Annotated in this window: 12 protein-coding genes; 3 read left to right on the forward strand and 9 right to left on the reverse strand. The window is 65.3% G+C overall.

Annotated elements, in window-relative coordinates; translation table 11 throughout:
* The first annotated feature begins 349 nt into the window (after positions 1 to 349).
* The gene (locus NHG85_RS18065; protein ID WP_253335024.1) at positions 350 to 1372 is read left to right on the forward strand and encodes a GlxA family transcriptional regulator; all 1023 of its coding nucleotides are present in this window, start codon (positions 350 to 352) and stop codon (positions 1370 to 1372) included.
* A 58-nt stretch (positions 1373 to 1430) separates the two neighbouring features.
* Here the strand turns inward: NHG85_RS18065 and NHG85_RS18070 are convergent, their stop codons facing one another.
* Together NHG85_RS18070 and NHG85_RS18075 are read right to left on the reverse strand one after the other, a co-directional pair.
* The gene (locus tag NHG85_RS18070; protein ID WP_253335026.1) at positions 1431 to 2885 is read right to left on the reverse strand and encodes a sodium:solute symporter family protein; all 1455 of its coding nucleotides are present in this window, start codon (positions 2883 to 2885) and stop codon (positions 1431 to 1433) included.
* 233 nt (positions 2886 to 3118) lie between these two features.
* A complete protein-coding gene (locus tag NHG85_RS18075; RefSeq protein ID WP_253335028.1) occupies positions 3119 to 4345 on the reverse strand; it encodes an aminopeptidase P family protein in 1227 nt (408 codons plus the stop codon).
* A gap of 115 nt (positions 4346 to 4460) precedes the next feature.
* On the opposite strand from NHG85_RS18075, the gene NHG85_RS18080 reads away from it, so the two are divergent.
* Positions 4461 to 5351 carry a LysR substrate-binding domain-containing protein gene (locus NHG85_RS18080; RefSeq protein ID WP_253335030.1) on the forward strand — a complete coding sequence of 297 codons (891 nt, stop codon included), beginning with the start codon at positions 4461 to 4463 and terminating at the stop codon, positions 5349 to 5351.
* Positions 5352 to 5536: 185 nt separating this feature from the next.
* Here the strand turns inward: NHG85_RS18080 and NHG85_RS18085 are convergent, their stop codons facing one another.
* The 7 genes from NHG85_RS18085 to NHG85_RS18115 form a co-directional block, all read right to left on the reverse strand.
* Positions 5537 to 7564, reverse strand: a complete 2028-nt coding sequence (locus NHG85_RS18085) for a bifunctional sugar-binding transcriptional regulator/dihydroxyacetone kinase subunit DhaK (RefSeq protein ID WP_253335031.1) — start codon at positions 7562 to 7564, stop codon at positions 5537 to 5539.
* Positions 7565 to 7578: 14 nt separating this feature from the next.
* The gene (gene dhaL / locus NHG85_RS18090) at positions 7579 to 8241 is read right to left on the reverse strand and encodes a dihydroxyacetone kinase subunit DhaL (protein WP_253335034.1); all 663 of its coding nucleotides are present in this window, start codon (positions 8239 to 8241) and stop codon (positions 7579 to 7581) included.
* 52 nt (positions 8242 to 8293) lie between these two features.
* Positions 8294 to 10078 (reverse strand): dihydroxyacetone kinase subunit DhaL, encoded by a 1785-nt coding sequence (gene dhaL / locus NHG85_RS18095; RefSeq protein WP_253335036.1) that lies wholly within the window; start codon positions 10076 to 10078, stop codon positions 8294 to 8296.
* The gene (locus NHG85_RS18100; protein ID WP_253335038.1) at positions 10078 to 10836 is read right to left on the reverse strand and encodes an SDR family oxidoreductase; all 759 of its coding nucleotides are present in this window, start codon (positions 10834 to 10836) and stop codon (positions 10078 to 10080) included. The genes dhaL (NHG85_RS18095) and NHG85_RS18100 overlap by 1 nt, the downstream gene beginning before the upstream one ends.
* Before the next feature lie 129 nt (positions 10837 to 10965).
* Complete coding sequence (locus tag NHG85_RS18105; RefSeq protein WP_253335039.1) at positions 10966 to 11958, reverse strand: substrate-binding domain-containing protein; 993 nt, start codon at positions 11956 to 11958, stop codon at positions 10966 to 10968.
* Between the two features lie 52 nt (positions 11959 to 12010).
* The gene (locus tag NHG85_RS18110) at positions 12011 to 13033 is read right to left on the reverse strand and encodes an ABC transporter permease (RefSeq protein WP_253335040.1); all 1023 of its coding nucleotides are present in this window, start codon (positions 13031 to 13033) and stop codon (positions 12011 to 12013) included.
* Positions 13034 to 13095: 62 nt separating this feature from the next.
* Positions 13096 to 14577 (reverse strand): sugar ABC transporter ATP-binding protein, encoded by a 1482-nt coding sequence (locus tag NHG85_RS18115; RefSeq protein ID WP_253335041.1) that lies wholly within the window; start codon positions 14575 to 14577, stop codon positions 13096 to 13098.
* 369 nt (positions 14578 to 14946) lie between these two features.
* Here NHG85_RS18115 and NHG85_RS18120 point away from each other — a divergent pair, with 369 nt between their 5' ends.
* Complete coding sequence (locus NHG85_RS18120) at positions 14947 to 15987, forward strand: NAD(P)-dependent alcohol dehydrogenase (RefSeq protein ID WP_253335042.1); 1041 nt, start codon at positions 14947 to 14949, stop codon at positions 15985 to 15987.
* Positions 15988 to 16097: the final 110 nt, after the last annotated feature.

The raw sequence follows: 16097 nt of genomic DNA on the forward strand, positions 1-16097 counted from the left end.
GGTCGAGCTGAGCGAGGACGACCCCGCGCCGCGCTCGGGCGAGCGGGTCGGGCTCGATGTCGCGGCAGAGCGCGTGATGCTGTTCGACGCGCGCAGCGAGCGGCGGCTGCGCTGACGCGCACCGGGTTCACCGTGACCGAGGCGACGCGCAGCCGCCCCTTCGTGCCGGTGACCGTATGCCCCGCCAGCATCACCCGCGTCGCCTGCACCCGCCACATCCGCTCGCGCGGGGCATGTTCGGGAATCTCGGAAAGGGAAGGAAGGAGGCGAGGGTTCAATTCTCACCTCCCGCCATGTTTCCGCGGGTCCGCACTGGATGATTGCGCCTTATAGGTGGTATGATCGCGACATGCCCCTGCCGCTCGCCGCCCCCGATGCCCCGTCCCCAGCCCCGTCTCGTCCGCGCCTGCGCGTGGGCTTTCTGCTGGCGCGGCGCTTCACCCTCTCGGCCTTCGCCAATTTCGTCGACGTGCTGCGCCTCGCCGCCGACGAGGGCGACCGCTCGCGCCCGATCCTGTGCAGCTGGCGCGTCATCGCCGAGGACGCGGCCCCGGTCCGGTCCAGCTGCGGCGTCACCGTGGGGCCCGAGGAAAAGCTCGGCGATCCGTCCCGCTTCGACTACATCGTGGTGATCGGCGGGCTGATCGACGAGGGCGGGCTGCCGCCTGGCGAAATCGCCTTTCTGCGCCGCGCCGCGGCGCGCAAGGTGCCGCTGGTGGGCGTCTGCACCGGCGCCTTCATCCTGCACCGCGCCGGGCTGATGCAGGGGTACCGCTGCTGCGTCAGCTGGTTTCACCACGATGATTTCCTCGAACAGTTCGACGGGCTCGTCCCCGTCTCCGACCGGCTCTTCGTCGAGGATCGCGACCGTCTGACCTGCTCGGGCGGGGCCAGCTCGGCCCATCTCGCGGCCCATCTCGTGGATCGGCACATCGGCCGGGCGGCGGCGCGCAAGAGCCTGCACATCATGATCATCGACGAGGCCATGGCCGCCGACGATCCGCAACCGGGCCTGCCCCTGGATCTCAAGACCCGCGACCCTCTGGTGCGGCGCGCGCTGCATGTGCTGCAACAGAACCTCGACGCCGCACCGGGGGTGGGCGAGATCGCGGCCCGCCTTGGCGTCAGCCGCCGCAAGCTCGAGCGGCACATGCGCGAGGCGCTCGGGCTAAGCCCGGCGGCGGCGTTCCTGAAGGTCCGGCTCGCCCATGCGCGCTTCCTGCTCGCCCGCCCCGAGCACAGCGTCACCCGCATCGCCGCCGAGGCCGGCCTTTGCGACGCCTCGCACCTGATCCGCGTCTTTCGCCGGCACGAGGGCATGACGCCCGAGGCCTGGCGCCAGGCCGATGCCGCGCAGCGCGCGCCGGTCTGAGGGGCAGACGAGAAAGGGCGGCCAATGGCCGCCCCTTCCCCCCGAAATGCGATGTCTGTCAGGCGCGTTGCAACCCGCCGCTGCGCGAGGTCGCGAGGCTGACCGCGACGTAGAGCAGGCTCGAGACCGCGCAGCCGACCAGCGGCCCCACGACCCAGCCGGCCTCGCTCCACATGAGCATGCCGCCCGAGGTCGCAAAGCCGCTGCCCATCGCCGCCAGCGCCCCCCAGCCATTGCCGCGCCAGAAGCTCGACACGAAGATCGGCCCGACCAGCGTCGCCAGCAAGGTGCCGGTGCCCAGGATGCCCAGCCAGGACAGGAAGAAGGGCGGCGCGTAGAACATCATCAAGAGACCGGCGAGACCGAACACCACCACCGCCGCGCGGTTCAGAAACAGGACCGTGGCCGGGTTCTCGTGGCCGGGCAGCAGCGCCCGGCGCAGGTCATGCGAGGCCGCCGAGGCGACCGTGTGCAGCAGCGAGTTCGCGGTCGATTGCATCGCGAAGAGGATGCACAGCGTGATGAAGCCGCCGAGCGCGGGATGCAGGAAGCTCTGCAGATAGACCGGCATCGCCTGATCCGCCTGCTCCAGCCCCGGCATCCTGACCCGCATGTAGAGCCCGACGATCGGGATCAGCGACAGGATGCAGCCGAAAGGCGCCACATACATCGCCACGACATGCGGCTTCACATCCGCCCGGAAGGCGAGGAAGCGCACCGCCATGTAGGGCAGCACCGCCGAGAACATGAAGGCGTAGGGCAGCACCAGATAGACCGCGCTCTTCGCCTGACCATAGGGCGTTGAAGTCTCGGGGTCGACCAGTTGGGGATCGACCTCGCGCAGCGCGGCGATCAGCTCGACGGGGCCGAGATCGCCGAAGATCTGGGTGCAGATGATCACCGCCGCGAGCACCATGCCCATCAGCATCAGCGTGTCGGTCCAGGCCACCGCCGTCAGCCCGCCCAGCACGGTATAGAGGATGATGATCGAGATCATCAACACCGCGCCCCAGCTTTCGGGCAGGTCGAGCCAGCCGGCGGCGAGGATGCCGACGGCCTTGATCTGGCTGGTCAGGAAGACGAGCAGCAGCACGATGGTGATCACCGCGGCCACCCCCTGCACGAGCCGGCCCAGCCCGCCATCGGCATGCAGCCTCGCGGCGTATTCGGGGATCGTGCAGCTGTCCATCTCGGCCGCGCGCCGCGACAGGAAGCGCGAGAAGAACAGCACCGCGATCACCATCGCCGGGGCGAACATGAAGTTGCCCAGAAGCTCGATCGCGCCGAACTCATAAGCCACGCCGGGCGAGCCCATGAAGCCCCAGCCCGAAAAGCCGGTCGCCACGATGGTCGAGGCGCCGACGAAGGGGCCGAGCGAGCGTCCCGCGACGAGAAACCCGCTCTCGTCGTCATTGCCCATATGCACGACACGGCCGGCCCGCCATCCAAGCCAGATCAGGGCGGCCATGGACGCGGCCATGATTGCCCAGTTGACCCATATGCTATCGTCCACCTTCGGTCCTCCTCGAATTTGGTGGGGTGGCCCGCCCCTCCTCCAAGTGCGGGCCTGATGATCAATTCGCCCGCCGCGCCTCCTGCACGGCGAAGACGAACACCGTCAAAGCGATCGTCGCGAGATTGGATATGACGAACGCGTCCAGAACCCATGAGCCGCTCAGCATGGGACATCTCCTGTCAGGGAATGAAAAAAACCCCCGCGGTCTGCACCGCGGGGGCCGGGGCGGATCAGGCGGCCTTCGCCTTGCCCTTCACAATCAGGTGCTCCGGGCCGTAGGGGAAGCCGGTGATGTTGCGGTTGCCCCCCTCCTCGATCACGAGGATGTCGTGCTCGCGGTAGCCGCCGGCACCGGGCGTCCCCTCGGGGATGGTGATCATCGGCTCCATCGAGACGACCATGCCGGGCTCCAGCACGGTCTCGCAATCCTCGCGCAGCTCCAACCCCGCCTCGCGGCCGTAATAGTGGCTCAGCACGCCGAAGGAATGGCCATAGCCAAAGCTGCGATACTGCAGCAGGTTCTCCTCGGCGTAGATCTCGTTGAGCTCCTTGGCGATCTCCGAGCACTTCTTGCCGGGCACCAGCAGCTCCTTGCCGCGGTCATGGACCTTGCAGTTGAGCTCCCACAGGCGGATGTGCTCGTCGCTGGCCTCCTCGGCAAAGAGCGTGCGCTCCAGTGCCACGTAGTAGCCCGCGACCATCGGGAAGCAGTTCAGCGACAGGATGTCGCCGCGTTCGATCTTGCGGCTGGTGACCGGGTTGTGCGCGCCGTCGGTGTTGATGCCCGACTGGAACCAGGTCCAGGTGTCGAGCAGCTCGGCCTCGGGCCAGCTCTTGGCGATCTCGCGGATCATCGTGGCCGTCGAATGCAGCGCCACCTCGCGCTCGGTCACGCCGACGGCCGTCGCCTCGACGCAGGCCGCCCCGCCGATATCGGCAATCCGGGCCATCTCGGTGATATGCGCGATTTCCTCGGCCGACTTGATCATGCGCAGCTGCATGGCGGGCGCCGCGATGTCGCTGAATTCGACGCCGGGAAATTCGGACTTCAGCTGCTCGAGCAGCTCGATATTGACGTGATCGAACTCGATCCCGATCCGCTTGGCCTTGCCCGCGACCTGCCGCACGGCATGAAAGAAATTGTCCTTCTGCCAGTCGGTATAGGTGATGTTGTGGCCGAAGGTGCGACGCCATGGCTGGCCGCCATCGATGCCCGCGCTGATCGTGGTTGCGCTGTCCTGATCGATCACGAGGCCGTAGCGGCGGCCGAACTGGCAGTAGATGAAATCGGCATAGTAGTTGATGTTGTGATAGGAGGTGAACAGCGCCGCATCCAAGCCTGCTTCGGCCATATGCGCGCGGATCGCATCCTGACGGCGCTGCATTTCGGAGGCGGAAAAGGTCGGCTTCGCCTTCTCGCCGTTGCCCACGTAGTTCTGAAGACGTTCGCGCTGCATGTTCGCTGCCTTTCGCCGGGTTGAATGAAACTGAGCAGACGCTCCGCCGGATCGACCGACTTGTCAAAAGATCATAATTCACGCTTACCTGAGAAAAATTCATACGGAGATCTGTGTGTCCCTTCCTCCGCTCACCGCTCTGCGGGCCTTCGAGGCCGTGGCACGATTGGGCAGCTTCAGAGCAGCCGCGGAAGCGCTGTTCGTCACCCAGTCCGCTGTCAGCCACCAGGTGCGGCATCTCGAGTCCTGGCTCGACCAGCCTCTTTTCGACCGGTCCGGCGCCAGGCCCCGTCTGCTGGCACGGGGAGAAACGCTTGCGCGCGACCTGACATTGGCGTTCGGCGGTATCGAGGCTGCCTGCGCCCGCGCACGAGTTTCGCGAAAGCCCCAGTCACTCGTGATCGCGGCAATCCCGTCGGTGGCGCTGTGCTGGCTGATCCCGCGTCTGTCGTCGTTCCGCAACGCGCATCCAGACATTTCGGTGCGCATCATCTATGCGATCCATGGTCAGGACATCGATTTTCGTGAGGTCGATCTCGCTTTCACCTATGCCGCCAGCCCCCCGGCGCTGCCGGGCGTCCGGACCGAACTCTTCCTACCCGGCGTCAGCGTCCCTGTCTGCAGCCCCGCCGTTGCCGCGGGGCTGGCCACGGGATCCGTTACGCCCGAGGCCATGCTGCAAGCCGGCTTTCTGCACGACAGCGATACGTCCGGCTGGGACGACTGGCTGAGCCGTGCGGGAGGCGGCGCTGTCCCCCTCGATGGGCCGGTGTTCGAAGACTTCAACCTGCTGCGGGCTGCGGCCTTGGCCGGGCAGGGAATTGCCCTGTGTCCCATCGCAATGATCCGCGACGATCTGCAAAGCGGGCAACTCGTGCAACTCTCCGATCGGACCGCGCTCGATGGCTATGGCTACTACCTCAATGTCGCACGGGCCAGGGACCCGGTCATGGAGAGGCCAAGGGCGATCTTCCGCGATTGGGCCTTCGACGCCCGCGAAGCCTGAGCAACACTGTGTCTCTTTGGAGTGTCCGGTCGAAACGGGGGCCGGTTCACTTGCATTGCAGAGGCCGTCCACCGCATCGGGTCAATGGTGTGATCTCCCTGGCGGTTGTCGCCGCCGGTTGGGTGGTTGTAGGTCACCCGGAGATTACGTCGCCCTCACATTTCCACCTATTTCGCGACACGACCTTATGCGTGATGCCAAGCAGGCGAATGACAGGGATGATCCAACAGGCTTGCCAACTCGTCGTCCAGCAGCATCGCTGTGATCGACATGCCGGCCATATCCAGCGATGTGTAGTAGTGACCGATCAAGGTTCGATGCGCCATTACACCACGGGCGCGCAGCCGCTGTCTGAGGCGTCGGTTGATGATGTAAAGTTCCATCATCGGCGTGCTGCCGAGCGAATTGACCAAAAGCGCGACCTGATCGCCCTCGGCCGGCGCCATTTCCGACAGGATCCGGTCCACAATCAGATCGGTTGCTTCATCGGCACCGACCAGCCTGTCACTGGCGATACCGCGTTCACCATGAACCCCGACACCGATCTCCATCTCTTCTGGGCCAATTCGGAAACTGGGGCGGCGCGCTTCAAGGGACGTGCCCGGTTCAAGGGCGATGCCCATGGTGAAGCACCTTTGTGTCGCACGATTGGCAAGTTCGACGCAGCGCTCCAACGGCAGCATTCGGTCGCATGCGGCACCGGCGATTTTGAAGACGAAGACATTTCCGGCCACGCCGCGCCGCGCTGCGCGCGTCTCGACCGGAGCAGAGGCGATGTCGTCGGTGGTGATGACTGAACGCACCGGGATACCCCGTGCGGCGGCCATCTCGGCTGCCATCTCGAAATTCATCACGTCCCCTGAAAAATTTCCGAAGATATGCAGCACACCTGCTCCGCCATCGGCAGCCAACGTCGCTGCCAGGATCGGATCGGGCGGCGGCGCGGCAAAGACGTTGCCGATTGCGACGGCATCGGCCAGACCGGCCCCGACATAGCCGAAAAACCCCGGTTCGTGCCCTGATCCGCCGCCGATGACCAAACCCACCTTTCCGGGACGGGGACCTGTCACGGCTTTCAGCGCGCGCGGCGCGCCTTCGATAGGAGCCAGCAAATCTTCATGCGCCAGGACCGCTCCCGCGATTGTCTCGCTGACGGCATCCTGGGTGCGATTTAGGAATTTCTTGACCCGCACGCGCTCGGGCAGGGCGGCAGCTGGCTTGCCGGCGCGCTTGGGAGCGTCGATATCGCGCCCTTCGGAGGCAAGGATCGCGCGGGCCGTATCGGCATCCGTGACCATGACGTTGACCAGCCTGCCACGCAGGGCCGCCAGAATGGCCTGTACCTTGTCCATCCCGCCGGCGACACCGATGCGGCAGGGAATCCTGCCCAGGCTGTCCAGGTCAATGCCGATGGTGCGTGCTTCGAGCGGTCCGTCGACGACCTCGCCCGTGGCCGAAATCAATCGTCCTGCGATGCTGCCTACTGCCTCATTCGCGTAATCCTGTGCGCTCACCGCGTCGAAGAAACCGCTGCTGTGAATCGTGCTTTCGGGACGCAGCGAAGAGATCCCCAGAATGATGCGGTTCGCCTCGGCCAAGACCTCCATCTGTCCGGCAATCACCGGTTCGCGCAGCAAGAGCCTGCGCATGTCCGGAGAGGATACGATCGCGGGCGCAGATATCGGAATGCAGCGCGCGCCCAGAGCATCCGCCAACGTGGTCGCGCAGGCCTCGGGGGTCCAGGAGGTCTTGGCTGTCGTGCCGCCCGTCGCCTGGACGATGCGAAGGTCCTGCAACCCGCGAGTACGGACGCTGTTGGCCATCGACAGCACGGTGCGCCCCCAAGTGACCGCGATCGTGTCGCCTGATTGCGCCGTTCTGGTCAGAAGCTGCGCCCCCGCTGCCCCCAACCGATCTACAAGCGGACTGCCCCCTCCTTCCGAGGGGATTACAAGACAATCTGACAGGTTGAAATGGTCCTGCAGGCTCTGGGCAATGCTAAGGGCGCGAAAGCGATCGGGATCGATCTCGATCGATACGATGCCCCGCGCCCGCGCATCCGCCAGATAGGCATTGACCGAGGCACGGGACACTCCCATCCGCGTCGCGATATCCCCCTGGGTCATGCCTTCTTCGTAATAGAGCCAAGCCGCCCACAGCAGCGGATCCTCGCCGAACCGCAGGGGGCTGCGAACGGTGCCCCCCATCCGCATCGATTGACCTCCGGTCATGACGAAGCCGGACCCGACCGAACCGTGACCCACTGCGCCATGCTGTCGAGCAGCGCTGCCGCCGACGCCGCCCCGGGGTCCAGATGTCCAAGGCTGCGCGGCCCAAGCCGCGCCGCCCGCCCCTTGACCGCCATCATCGCACGGGTTGCCTTGGCACCCTCTGCGGCAGCCGTGGCTGCATCCTTTAGGATATGGGCGACATCCCGATCCGTTGCCAAACCGGCACGGGCGGCATGTGCCGCAGGGGCCCAGGCGTCGATCATGGTCTTGTCGCCTGGCTTGCTGGCCCCGCGCAGGGCGATGCCCTCGGACATTGCGATGATCACCTCGGGCAGGCGCGCCAGCGGTATTTCGGTCGTAGCGCCCAAGGCCTGGGCGGCCCGCATCAGCGCGCTGGCATATAGCGGACCGGTCGTCGCACCGATCTCGTTCAGCAATGCGCGGGCGGCCAGCATCATGCCATCGGCCAGCATCGGCACCGCGGCCTCGTCTTCCGAAAGCGCCTTTGCGGCGGCGGCAAAGCCCACCGACATGGCAACCCCGTGATCGGCATCGCCGATCTCGCCGTCCAGTTCGGCCAGATAGTCCTGTTCCTCGTCCATGCGCGCGGCAAGGCTGCGGAACAGCAAGGTCAGGTCGTGTCGGGTAAACATCTGCATATCGACGATTATCGGCGCGAAGCCGCGGCGATGCAATGCCGCGGCCCGCCCATCACATCCGGGACAGCCGGGGTGCCACGCTGTCCGCCAGCTTCGTCAGGATCAGCGCGCAAGAGGTCGCGCCCGCATCCAGCACACCGCGCGAGCGTTCCCCAAGTCGGCTGGCCCGTCCCAGCCGCGCGACCATGTCGATGGTGCTGTCGCGGCCTTCCTCGGCCGCCCGTGCCATTGCCATCAGCGCATTCTCGAAGCCGTCGGGCCGGGTGGCCTCATAGGCCGAGATTGCCGGCACCAGGCAGTCGACAAGGGTCTTGTCGCCCAGTTCGGCAGCGCCCGTGGTCCGGACACCCTGAAGACCCGCGCGCAACATGATCCCGAAACCCTCCGCATCGATCGCCTGACGCCCTTCGATCGCGCGGGCCATATTGCCGAACATGAACCCATAGAGCGGCCCCATCGACCCACCGATCTCGGTCATCAGCACGTCCGACAGCACCGAAAGCGCCTCGTCCAGCGCCAGATTCCGATCGGCGATGCGCTCGGCGGCCCGTCCAAAGCCCTTGGCCATGTTGATGCCGTGATCGCCGTCCCCGATCAGGCCGTCGATCTCGGACAGATAGGCCTTGTTGGCGACGATGACGGATGCCAGGTCGGTCACGATGCCGGACGCCGCGCGCATGTCAAGGCGCGGATCGCCCTCGGCTTCGCGGGCGCGTTCGATCGCGGCCCCGGCCTTGGCGGCTCCGCTTCGGCGGGTGCGCGGGGCAGATGTCGCGGCGATCGGCTGGGCGGGCGCACCCGACCGGCTCATCGCCGGTGAGGCGCATTCGACGTCGAGCAGTTCCTTCAGTTCGTCGTCCAGCGCCATGACCGTCAGCGTCGCCCCCACCATTTCGAGCGAGGTGAAGTAATTGCCGACGAGGGCGCAATGTACCTTCAGACCCGCGCCCTCCAGCCCGGTTTCAATGCGGTCGAAAAGGACATAGAGCTCGTTGACCGGTGTCGCGCCCAGACCCGAGACCAGCACCGCGACCTCGGTCCCGGCCTCTAGGTCCTGATCCTCCAGCACGATCCGCACCATGTCGTCGGCGATGTCATCGGCGCGTTTCAGCGGCTCGACCCGGGTGCCCGGTTCGCCGTGATGGCCGATGCCCACTTCCATCGTGCCGGCGGCGATCTGGAAGTTCGGATGGCCCACCGCCGGAAGCGTGCAGGGCCCCAAGCCGACGCCGACCGAGCGGCAGGCATCGATGGCCTTCTGCGCGGCCGCCTGGACTTGCGTTAGATTGCCACCAAGCGCCGCCCGGGCACCGCCGATCTTCCACATGAAGATTTCGCCTGCCACGCCCCGTCGCTTGGCACGCTCGGAGGGCGGGGCCGAACAGACGTCGTCATTGGCAACGACCAGCGCCACCTCGATGCCGTCTTCGGCCACCATGTCGCGCGCCATCTTCACATTCATGTTGTCGCCGGCATAATTGCCGTAAAGCACCGCGACCCCGGCCCCGCCATCCGCCGCACGGATTGCATCCGCGAAGGCCTGCGCCGTCGGTGACGAGAACAGCTCGCCTACGGCCACGGCATCCACCATGTTGCGCCCGGCATAGCCGATGAAGGCGGGCTCGTGGCCCGAACCGCCGCCGGTGACGATGCCCACGCGCCCCTCCTGCGGGGCGAAGCGCGACAGCACGACGCGCGGGTTCATCGGGTCCTTGCAGACCAGATCGCCATGCGCCTTGACGAAGCCCGCCACCGTTTCATCGACGATGTCGTCGGGGTCGTTGAAGAACCGCTGCATGGCCAGACCGGTCCGGGTATTCACCTCGCTGTTGTCCATCATCTCACCGTATATCCGCCATCAACCAGAAGGTCGGCGCCATTGATCATCGCTGCCGCGTCCGAGGCCAGAAAGACCGCCGCCGCTGCAATCTCATCGGGCTCGGCAAAACGGCCGACCGGGATCTGCGCCTTCATCGCGTCGCCCTTGGGGCCTGCCCAGGCCTTGCGGCCCAGATCGGTCATCACCACTGTCGGAGAGATGGCGTTGACCGTGATGCCATGCCGGCCCCATTCGAGCGCCAGCGTCTTGGTAACGCCCAGAATGCCGAATTTCGCCGCGCAATAGGCCACATGCCCCTCGATCGCGACAGAACCTGCCTGGCTGGCCAGGTTGATGATCCGCCCGCCCTTGCCTGCCGCGATCATGACGCGACCCACGGCCTGCGCCATGGCGAAGCTGCCGGTCAAGTTGATGTCGATAGTGCGCGTCCATGCCTTGCTCGAGAGATCCTCGGCCGGGGCCAGATCCACGATCCCGGCCGAGTTCACCAGGATATCGATGCCGCCGAAGGCCTCGGTGGTATGTGCAATGGCGGAGGCGATGCTGTCTGCGTCGGTCACGTCGCAAGAAAAGGCACGGGCTTCGCCGGGCAGACCTTCTGCCAGCTGCTCCGCGATCTCAAGGTTCATGTCCAGCAAGGCGATCCTCGCGCCCTGCTGCGAAAACGCCTGCGCGATCGCCGCTCCGATCCCCGAGGCGCCCCCCGTGACGACGGCCGTCCTGCCCGCCAGGGAAAAGTCCAGTGAAGCTGCCATAGCGATCCTCTGTCTGACATGGGACCATCCCCGCCCAAGCGGGTTGCGCGGCGGCAGGGATGATCCGGGAGTGCGTTCCGTAAGTGGCCCCGGGCGCCCCCTTGGGCGCCGGGAAAGGTTTCGGACGGCTTACTGGCGCGTGGCCAGCAGCGCGTCGACGTTTTCGGCCGTAACCGGGGTCCAGGGGACGTTGTATTCGCTGTCGGCACCGCCATTCCACGGCATGTCAGGATACTGTTTCCAGATGTCGGACATGGGCTCGTAATCGGGGCGGACGGCTTTAATGGCGACGTCGATGGCGCCCAGTGCCTGCGCCTCGCCATCCTGAAGGATGGAATCCATGCGGCCTTCCTTGACCGCGTTCAGCGCGTCGGTCACGCCGTCCACGCCCGCGATGGCGAAATTGTCGACATCCATGCTCGCGGCACGGATCGCCTCGATCGCACCCAAGGCCATTTCGTCGTTCTGCGCGATGACGCCGCGGATGTCGTTGCCATGCGAGGTCAGCCAGTTTTCCATCAGGCTCTGCGCCTCGGCGCGCGACCAGTTGGCGGTCTGGCGCTCCAGGATCTCGACGTCGGGGCATTCGGCCAGGGCTTTTTCGTTGCCCTCGCCGCGCTGGATCTCTCCGGACTGGCCGATGGGGCCTTCGATGATGACGACGTCACCTTCGCAGTTCATCTTGTCCAGGACCGCCTTGGCCTCCAGATAGCCCGCTTCGACATCGTCCGACCCAACATAAGAGGTCAGCTGATCGCTGTTCACCCGCGCGTTCGAACCGACAACCGGAATGCCCGCCTCGACCGCCAGCTGGACCGCCGTGGCACCCGCTTCGACATCCATCGGAGCAAAGACGATCGCGTCATAACCTTGGGTGATCATCGTCTCGAACTGATCCTGCTGGACCAGGGCATCATAACGGCCATCAAAGACCGTCAGTTCGACCATGCCCGACTGGACGGCGGGATGCTTCTCGCCGGCAGCCGACCACAGCTGCATGAATTCGGCGTTCAGGCCATAGGCGGCCATGCCGATCTTGATCGGATCGTCCTGTGCATGGACGGCTCCCGCCCCCAGCCCCAAGCCGAACACGCTGGCTGTCATCATCATCTTCGGTGTCATGTGGTGTCCTCCCTTTATGACATTCTCTTCGAGACCTGATGCCGGTTCGGCATCAGTCCTCGGATTTGCGCGAACGGTCCAGCAGCACGGCAGCGACGATCAGCCCGCCCTTGATGACCTGCTGGTAGTAGGATTCGACCCCCATCAGATCGAGGCCGTTGTTCATCACCCCGATCAGCAGCGCGCCGATCACCGTGCCGCTGACACGGCCGATACCGCCTGCCAGGCTGGTGCCGCCGATGACCACGGCCGCGATGGCATCAAGCTCATAGGCGACGCCGGCCTGTGGCAAAGCCGACCCGGTGCGGCCCGCCAGGATCATCCCCGCGACCCCCGCCAGCGCCCCCGAAATGGCATAGACCGCAAAACGGATGCGACGGACGGGCAGCCCCGAAACCTTGGCCGCATGCGGGTTGCCGCCCACGGCATAGACATGGCGGCCAAACCGCGTCTGGGTCAGGACGAAATGCGCCAGCAAGAAGACCAGGCCGAACAGGATGATCGGCACCGGAATACCCGCGACGTCGCCCGTCCCGATCCAGCGATATCCGTCGGTCAGCGCAGGCACGGGCCGCCCGCCCGAATAGATCAGCGTCAGGCCGCGCGCCGCCGATAGCATGCCAAGCGTCGCCACGAAGGCCGGAACGGAAAACCGCGCCACCATCGTGCCCGACACGGCCCCGACGGCGGTTCCCGTCGCAAGTCCCATCATCACCGCGATCAGCGGCATGTAAGGTGATCCGATCACCCCCGCCGTGCTGGTCGTGGCGAAGCTGGCCGAGACGACCCCCACCAGCGCCACGACCGAGCCGACCGACAGGTCGATCCCACGCGTCAGGATGACGAAGGTCATGCCGATCGCCAGGATACCGTTGATCGAGGTCTGGCGCAGCACGTTGATGATGTTGCGCTGGCTGAGGAAATTGTCGTTCACCGCGGCCAGAACGACGCATAGCAGGATCAGCGCGATCAGGATGCCGTATCGCTGTGCCAATGGGCCGATGCGCGTCGTGATCGAGCGCGGCTGCTCGGTTCCTGTCCCGGCCGGCGTGGCGGCTTCGATCTGCTTTTCCAACTTGATCCTCCCTTTCGTGCATCATGCGCCGCGCAGCCGCCCGCATGGCGCGCGCCGCGCTCTCAGGCTGCCAGATGCAACAATCTCTCTGCGGACAATTCCGCCCGCTGCAATTCCCCGGCCACGCGGCCGTCGCGCATTACGACGGCGCGGTCGGCCATGCCCAGAACTTCGTCCGTCTCGGACGAGATCATGATGACGGCGCCTCCGGCCCGCGTGAAATCTGACATGACGCGATAGATCTCTCGCTTGGCGCCCACATCGACACCGCGCGTCGGCTCGTCCAGCAACAGGATGCGCGGTTCAGTCAGAAACCACTTGCCCAGAACGACCTTCTGCTGGTTGCCGCCCGACAGATTGGATACCGATAGCTTGTCCGAGGCGGTCTTGATGTTCAGCGTCTCGATCATGCGCTGCGCCGCGTCGCGTTCAGCGCCCACGCGCATCAACTGGCCGCTGGACACGCGGTCCAGCGTCGCAAGGCACAGGTTGTCGCGGACATCCCCTGTCAGGACCAGACCCGAATGCTTTCGGTCTTCGGTGACATAGGCCAGCCCCGCAGCGATCGCCTGGTTCGGCGTGTCGATCCGCGTGGCCGTTCCTTCGATCACGATCTCACCGCCTGCGGTGTCCGACAGGCCGAACAGGCGATCGAAGATCTCGGTCCGGCCCGATCCCATCAGACCGTAAAGGGCCAGAATTTCGCCGCGCCTGACGGCGAAGTTCACGTCCCGGACGCCGTGAGCGGCGCTCAGATCGCGCACGGACAGCATCTCCTCGCGGCCCGGCTCGTTTTCCTTGACGAATTCCTCAGTCAGCGGACGGCCCACGACCAGGTGGATCAGGCGATCCTTGTCGATAGTGTCCATCGCCCCGGTCTCGACGAAGGCCCCGTCGCGGAACACGGTATAGCTGTCGCAGATCGAGAAGATTTCGGACAGGCGGTGGCTGACATAGATGACGCCCTTGCCCCGTGCCGTCAGGGTCTTGATGGCGGCGAACAACTGATCCGCCTCGGCCTCGCCCAGGGCTGAGGTCGGTTCGTCCATGATGATGATCTCGGCATCATAGCTCAGCGCCTTGGCAATCTCGACCAGCTGGACCTGGGCCACGGTCAGATCCATCATCAGGCTGTCCGCACGGATGCCGAAATGGAAGCCGTCCAGCAGCTCCTGCGCCATGTGGTTCAATTCGCCAAAGCGCACCCGGCCGAACAGGCCCACCGGCTCGCGCCCCAGATAGATGTTTTCGGCCACGGTCATCGCCGGAACGGGGCTCAACTCCTGCTCGATGATAGAAATGCCGTTGGCAAGGGCCTGCGAAGGGTTCTCGAAAGTCATCGGCTTGCCGTCGCGCATGAGCGTGCCGGCATCACGATGATGAATACCCATCAGGATCTTCAGGAAGGTGGATTTTCCGGCACCATTGCCACCGCAAAGCGCATGAACCGAGCCGGGGCGCAACACGAAGCGGCCATCGCGCAGGGCGGGAACGCCTCCGAAGGATTTGCGAAAGCCCGTGGCCTCCAGCAGCGGTTGTTCCATGATTCCTCCCCTACGCACGGCCCTTCTTCAGGCGGTACAAATGTCAGGCCTAACCTGACAAATAGCAGGCTAGAAGATTGCTACGACATCTGTCAACTGCTCTTAGTCATTTGTCAGAGCCGCCGTATCAAGTTGGTCGCGTCGCTTTCCGGCAAGCTTGGCCCCCGGTACGGCTCTCGCGGCAGCACTGCCTGGAAAAATGCCACACCGAGCGGTATTGGAGCGGCCCCCTGCCCCGCCATCGCGGCAGTGGCGCTATGATTTTTCTGGTTCGCGCAAATATCGGAGGTCTTTACAGCCTGCCCCGGCTGGCGTCGTATGCGCCCGCCGGCAGACCGATTGCCGCCAAGCATCCAAGGGAGAGGCAAGATGCCGAGATCGCTGGTTCTGGAGCGAAAAGGAGAGCTGTCGCTGCGGGATATTCCGTTGGACATGGACATGGGGCCGACCGATGTCCGCATCCGGGTTCACACGGTGGGTATCTGCGGGTCCGACGTGCACTACTATACCCATGGCAGGATCGGGCCCTTCGTCGTCAACGAACCGATGGTTCTGGGTCACGAAGCCTCGGGCGTGGTGATCGAGGTCGGTGCGCAGGTCCGTCACCTGAAGGAGGGTGATCGCGTCTGCATGGAGCCTGGCATTCCCGACCCCGCCTCGCGCGCGGCCAAGCTGGGCATCTACAACGTTGATCCCGCGGTGACCTTCTGGGCGACGCCTCCCGTGCATGGCTGCCTTACGCCACAGGTCGTTCACCCGGCGGCCTATACCTACAAGCTGCCCGACAATGTCTCTTTCGCCGAAGGCGCGATGGTCGAACCCTTCGCGATCGGCATGCAGGCCGCGCTGCGTGCGCGCATCCAGCCCGGCGACGTAGGCATGGTGCTGGGCGCGGGTCCCATCGGCATGATGACGGCGCTGGCGGCCCTTGCCGGGGGATGTGCCAAGGTCCTGGTGGCCGATCTGGCCCAGTCCAAGCTGGACATCATCGGTGCCTATCCCGGCATCGAAACGGTCAACATCCGCGACATTCCCGCGGCGGATGCCATCGCCAAGACGACCGAAGGCTGGGGTGCGGATGTCGTCTTCGAATGCTCGGGCGCTGCACCGGCCGTCCTGGGTCTGCCGCAACTGGTGCGTCCGGGCGGGACCGCCGTGCTGGTCGGCATGCCGGTCGATCCGGTGCCCATGGACATCGTCGGCCTACAGGCCAAGGAAACACGCCTCGAAACGGTCTTCCGCTATGCCAATGTCTATGACCGCGCCATCGCGTTGATCGGGACGGGCAAGGTGGACCTGAAGCCGCTGATCTCGCTCAGCATGCCCTTCGAGGACAGCATCGCGGCCTTCGAACGCGCCGCAGAAGGGCGCGAGACTGACGTCAAGTTGCAGATCGAGATGCCCAGCTGATCGACCGGAGGGAACGCTGAACGGGGATATCGGTGACTGATGGGCACCGTAGGCTGCTGCCGGTCCCGTGAACACGACGATAAGATCGTGACCATGGGATCGAAGACCTC

Source organism: Limimaricola litoreus, from assembly GCF_024159025.1.
GTDB lineage: Bacteria > Pseudomonadota > Alphaproteobacteria > Rhodobacterales > Rhodobacteraceae > Limimaricola > Limimaricola litoreus.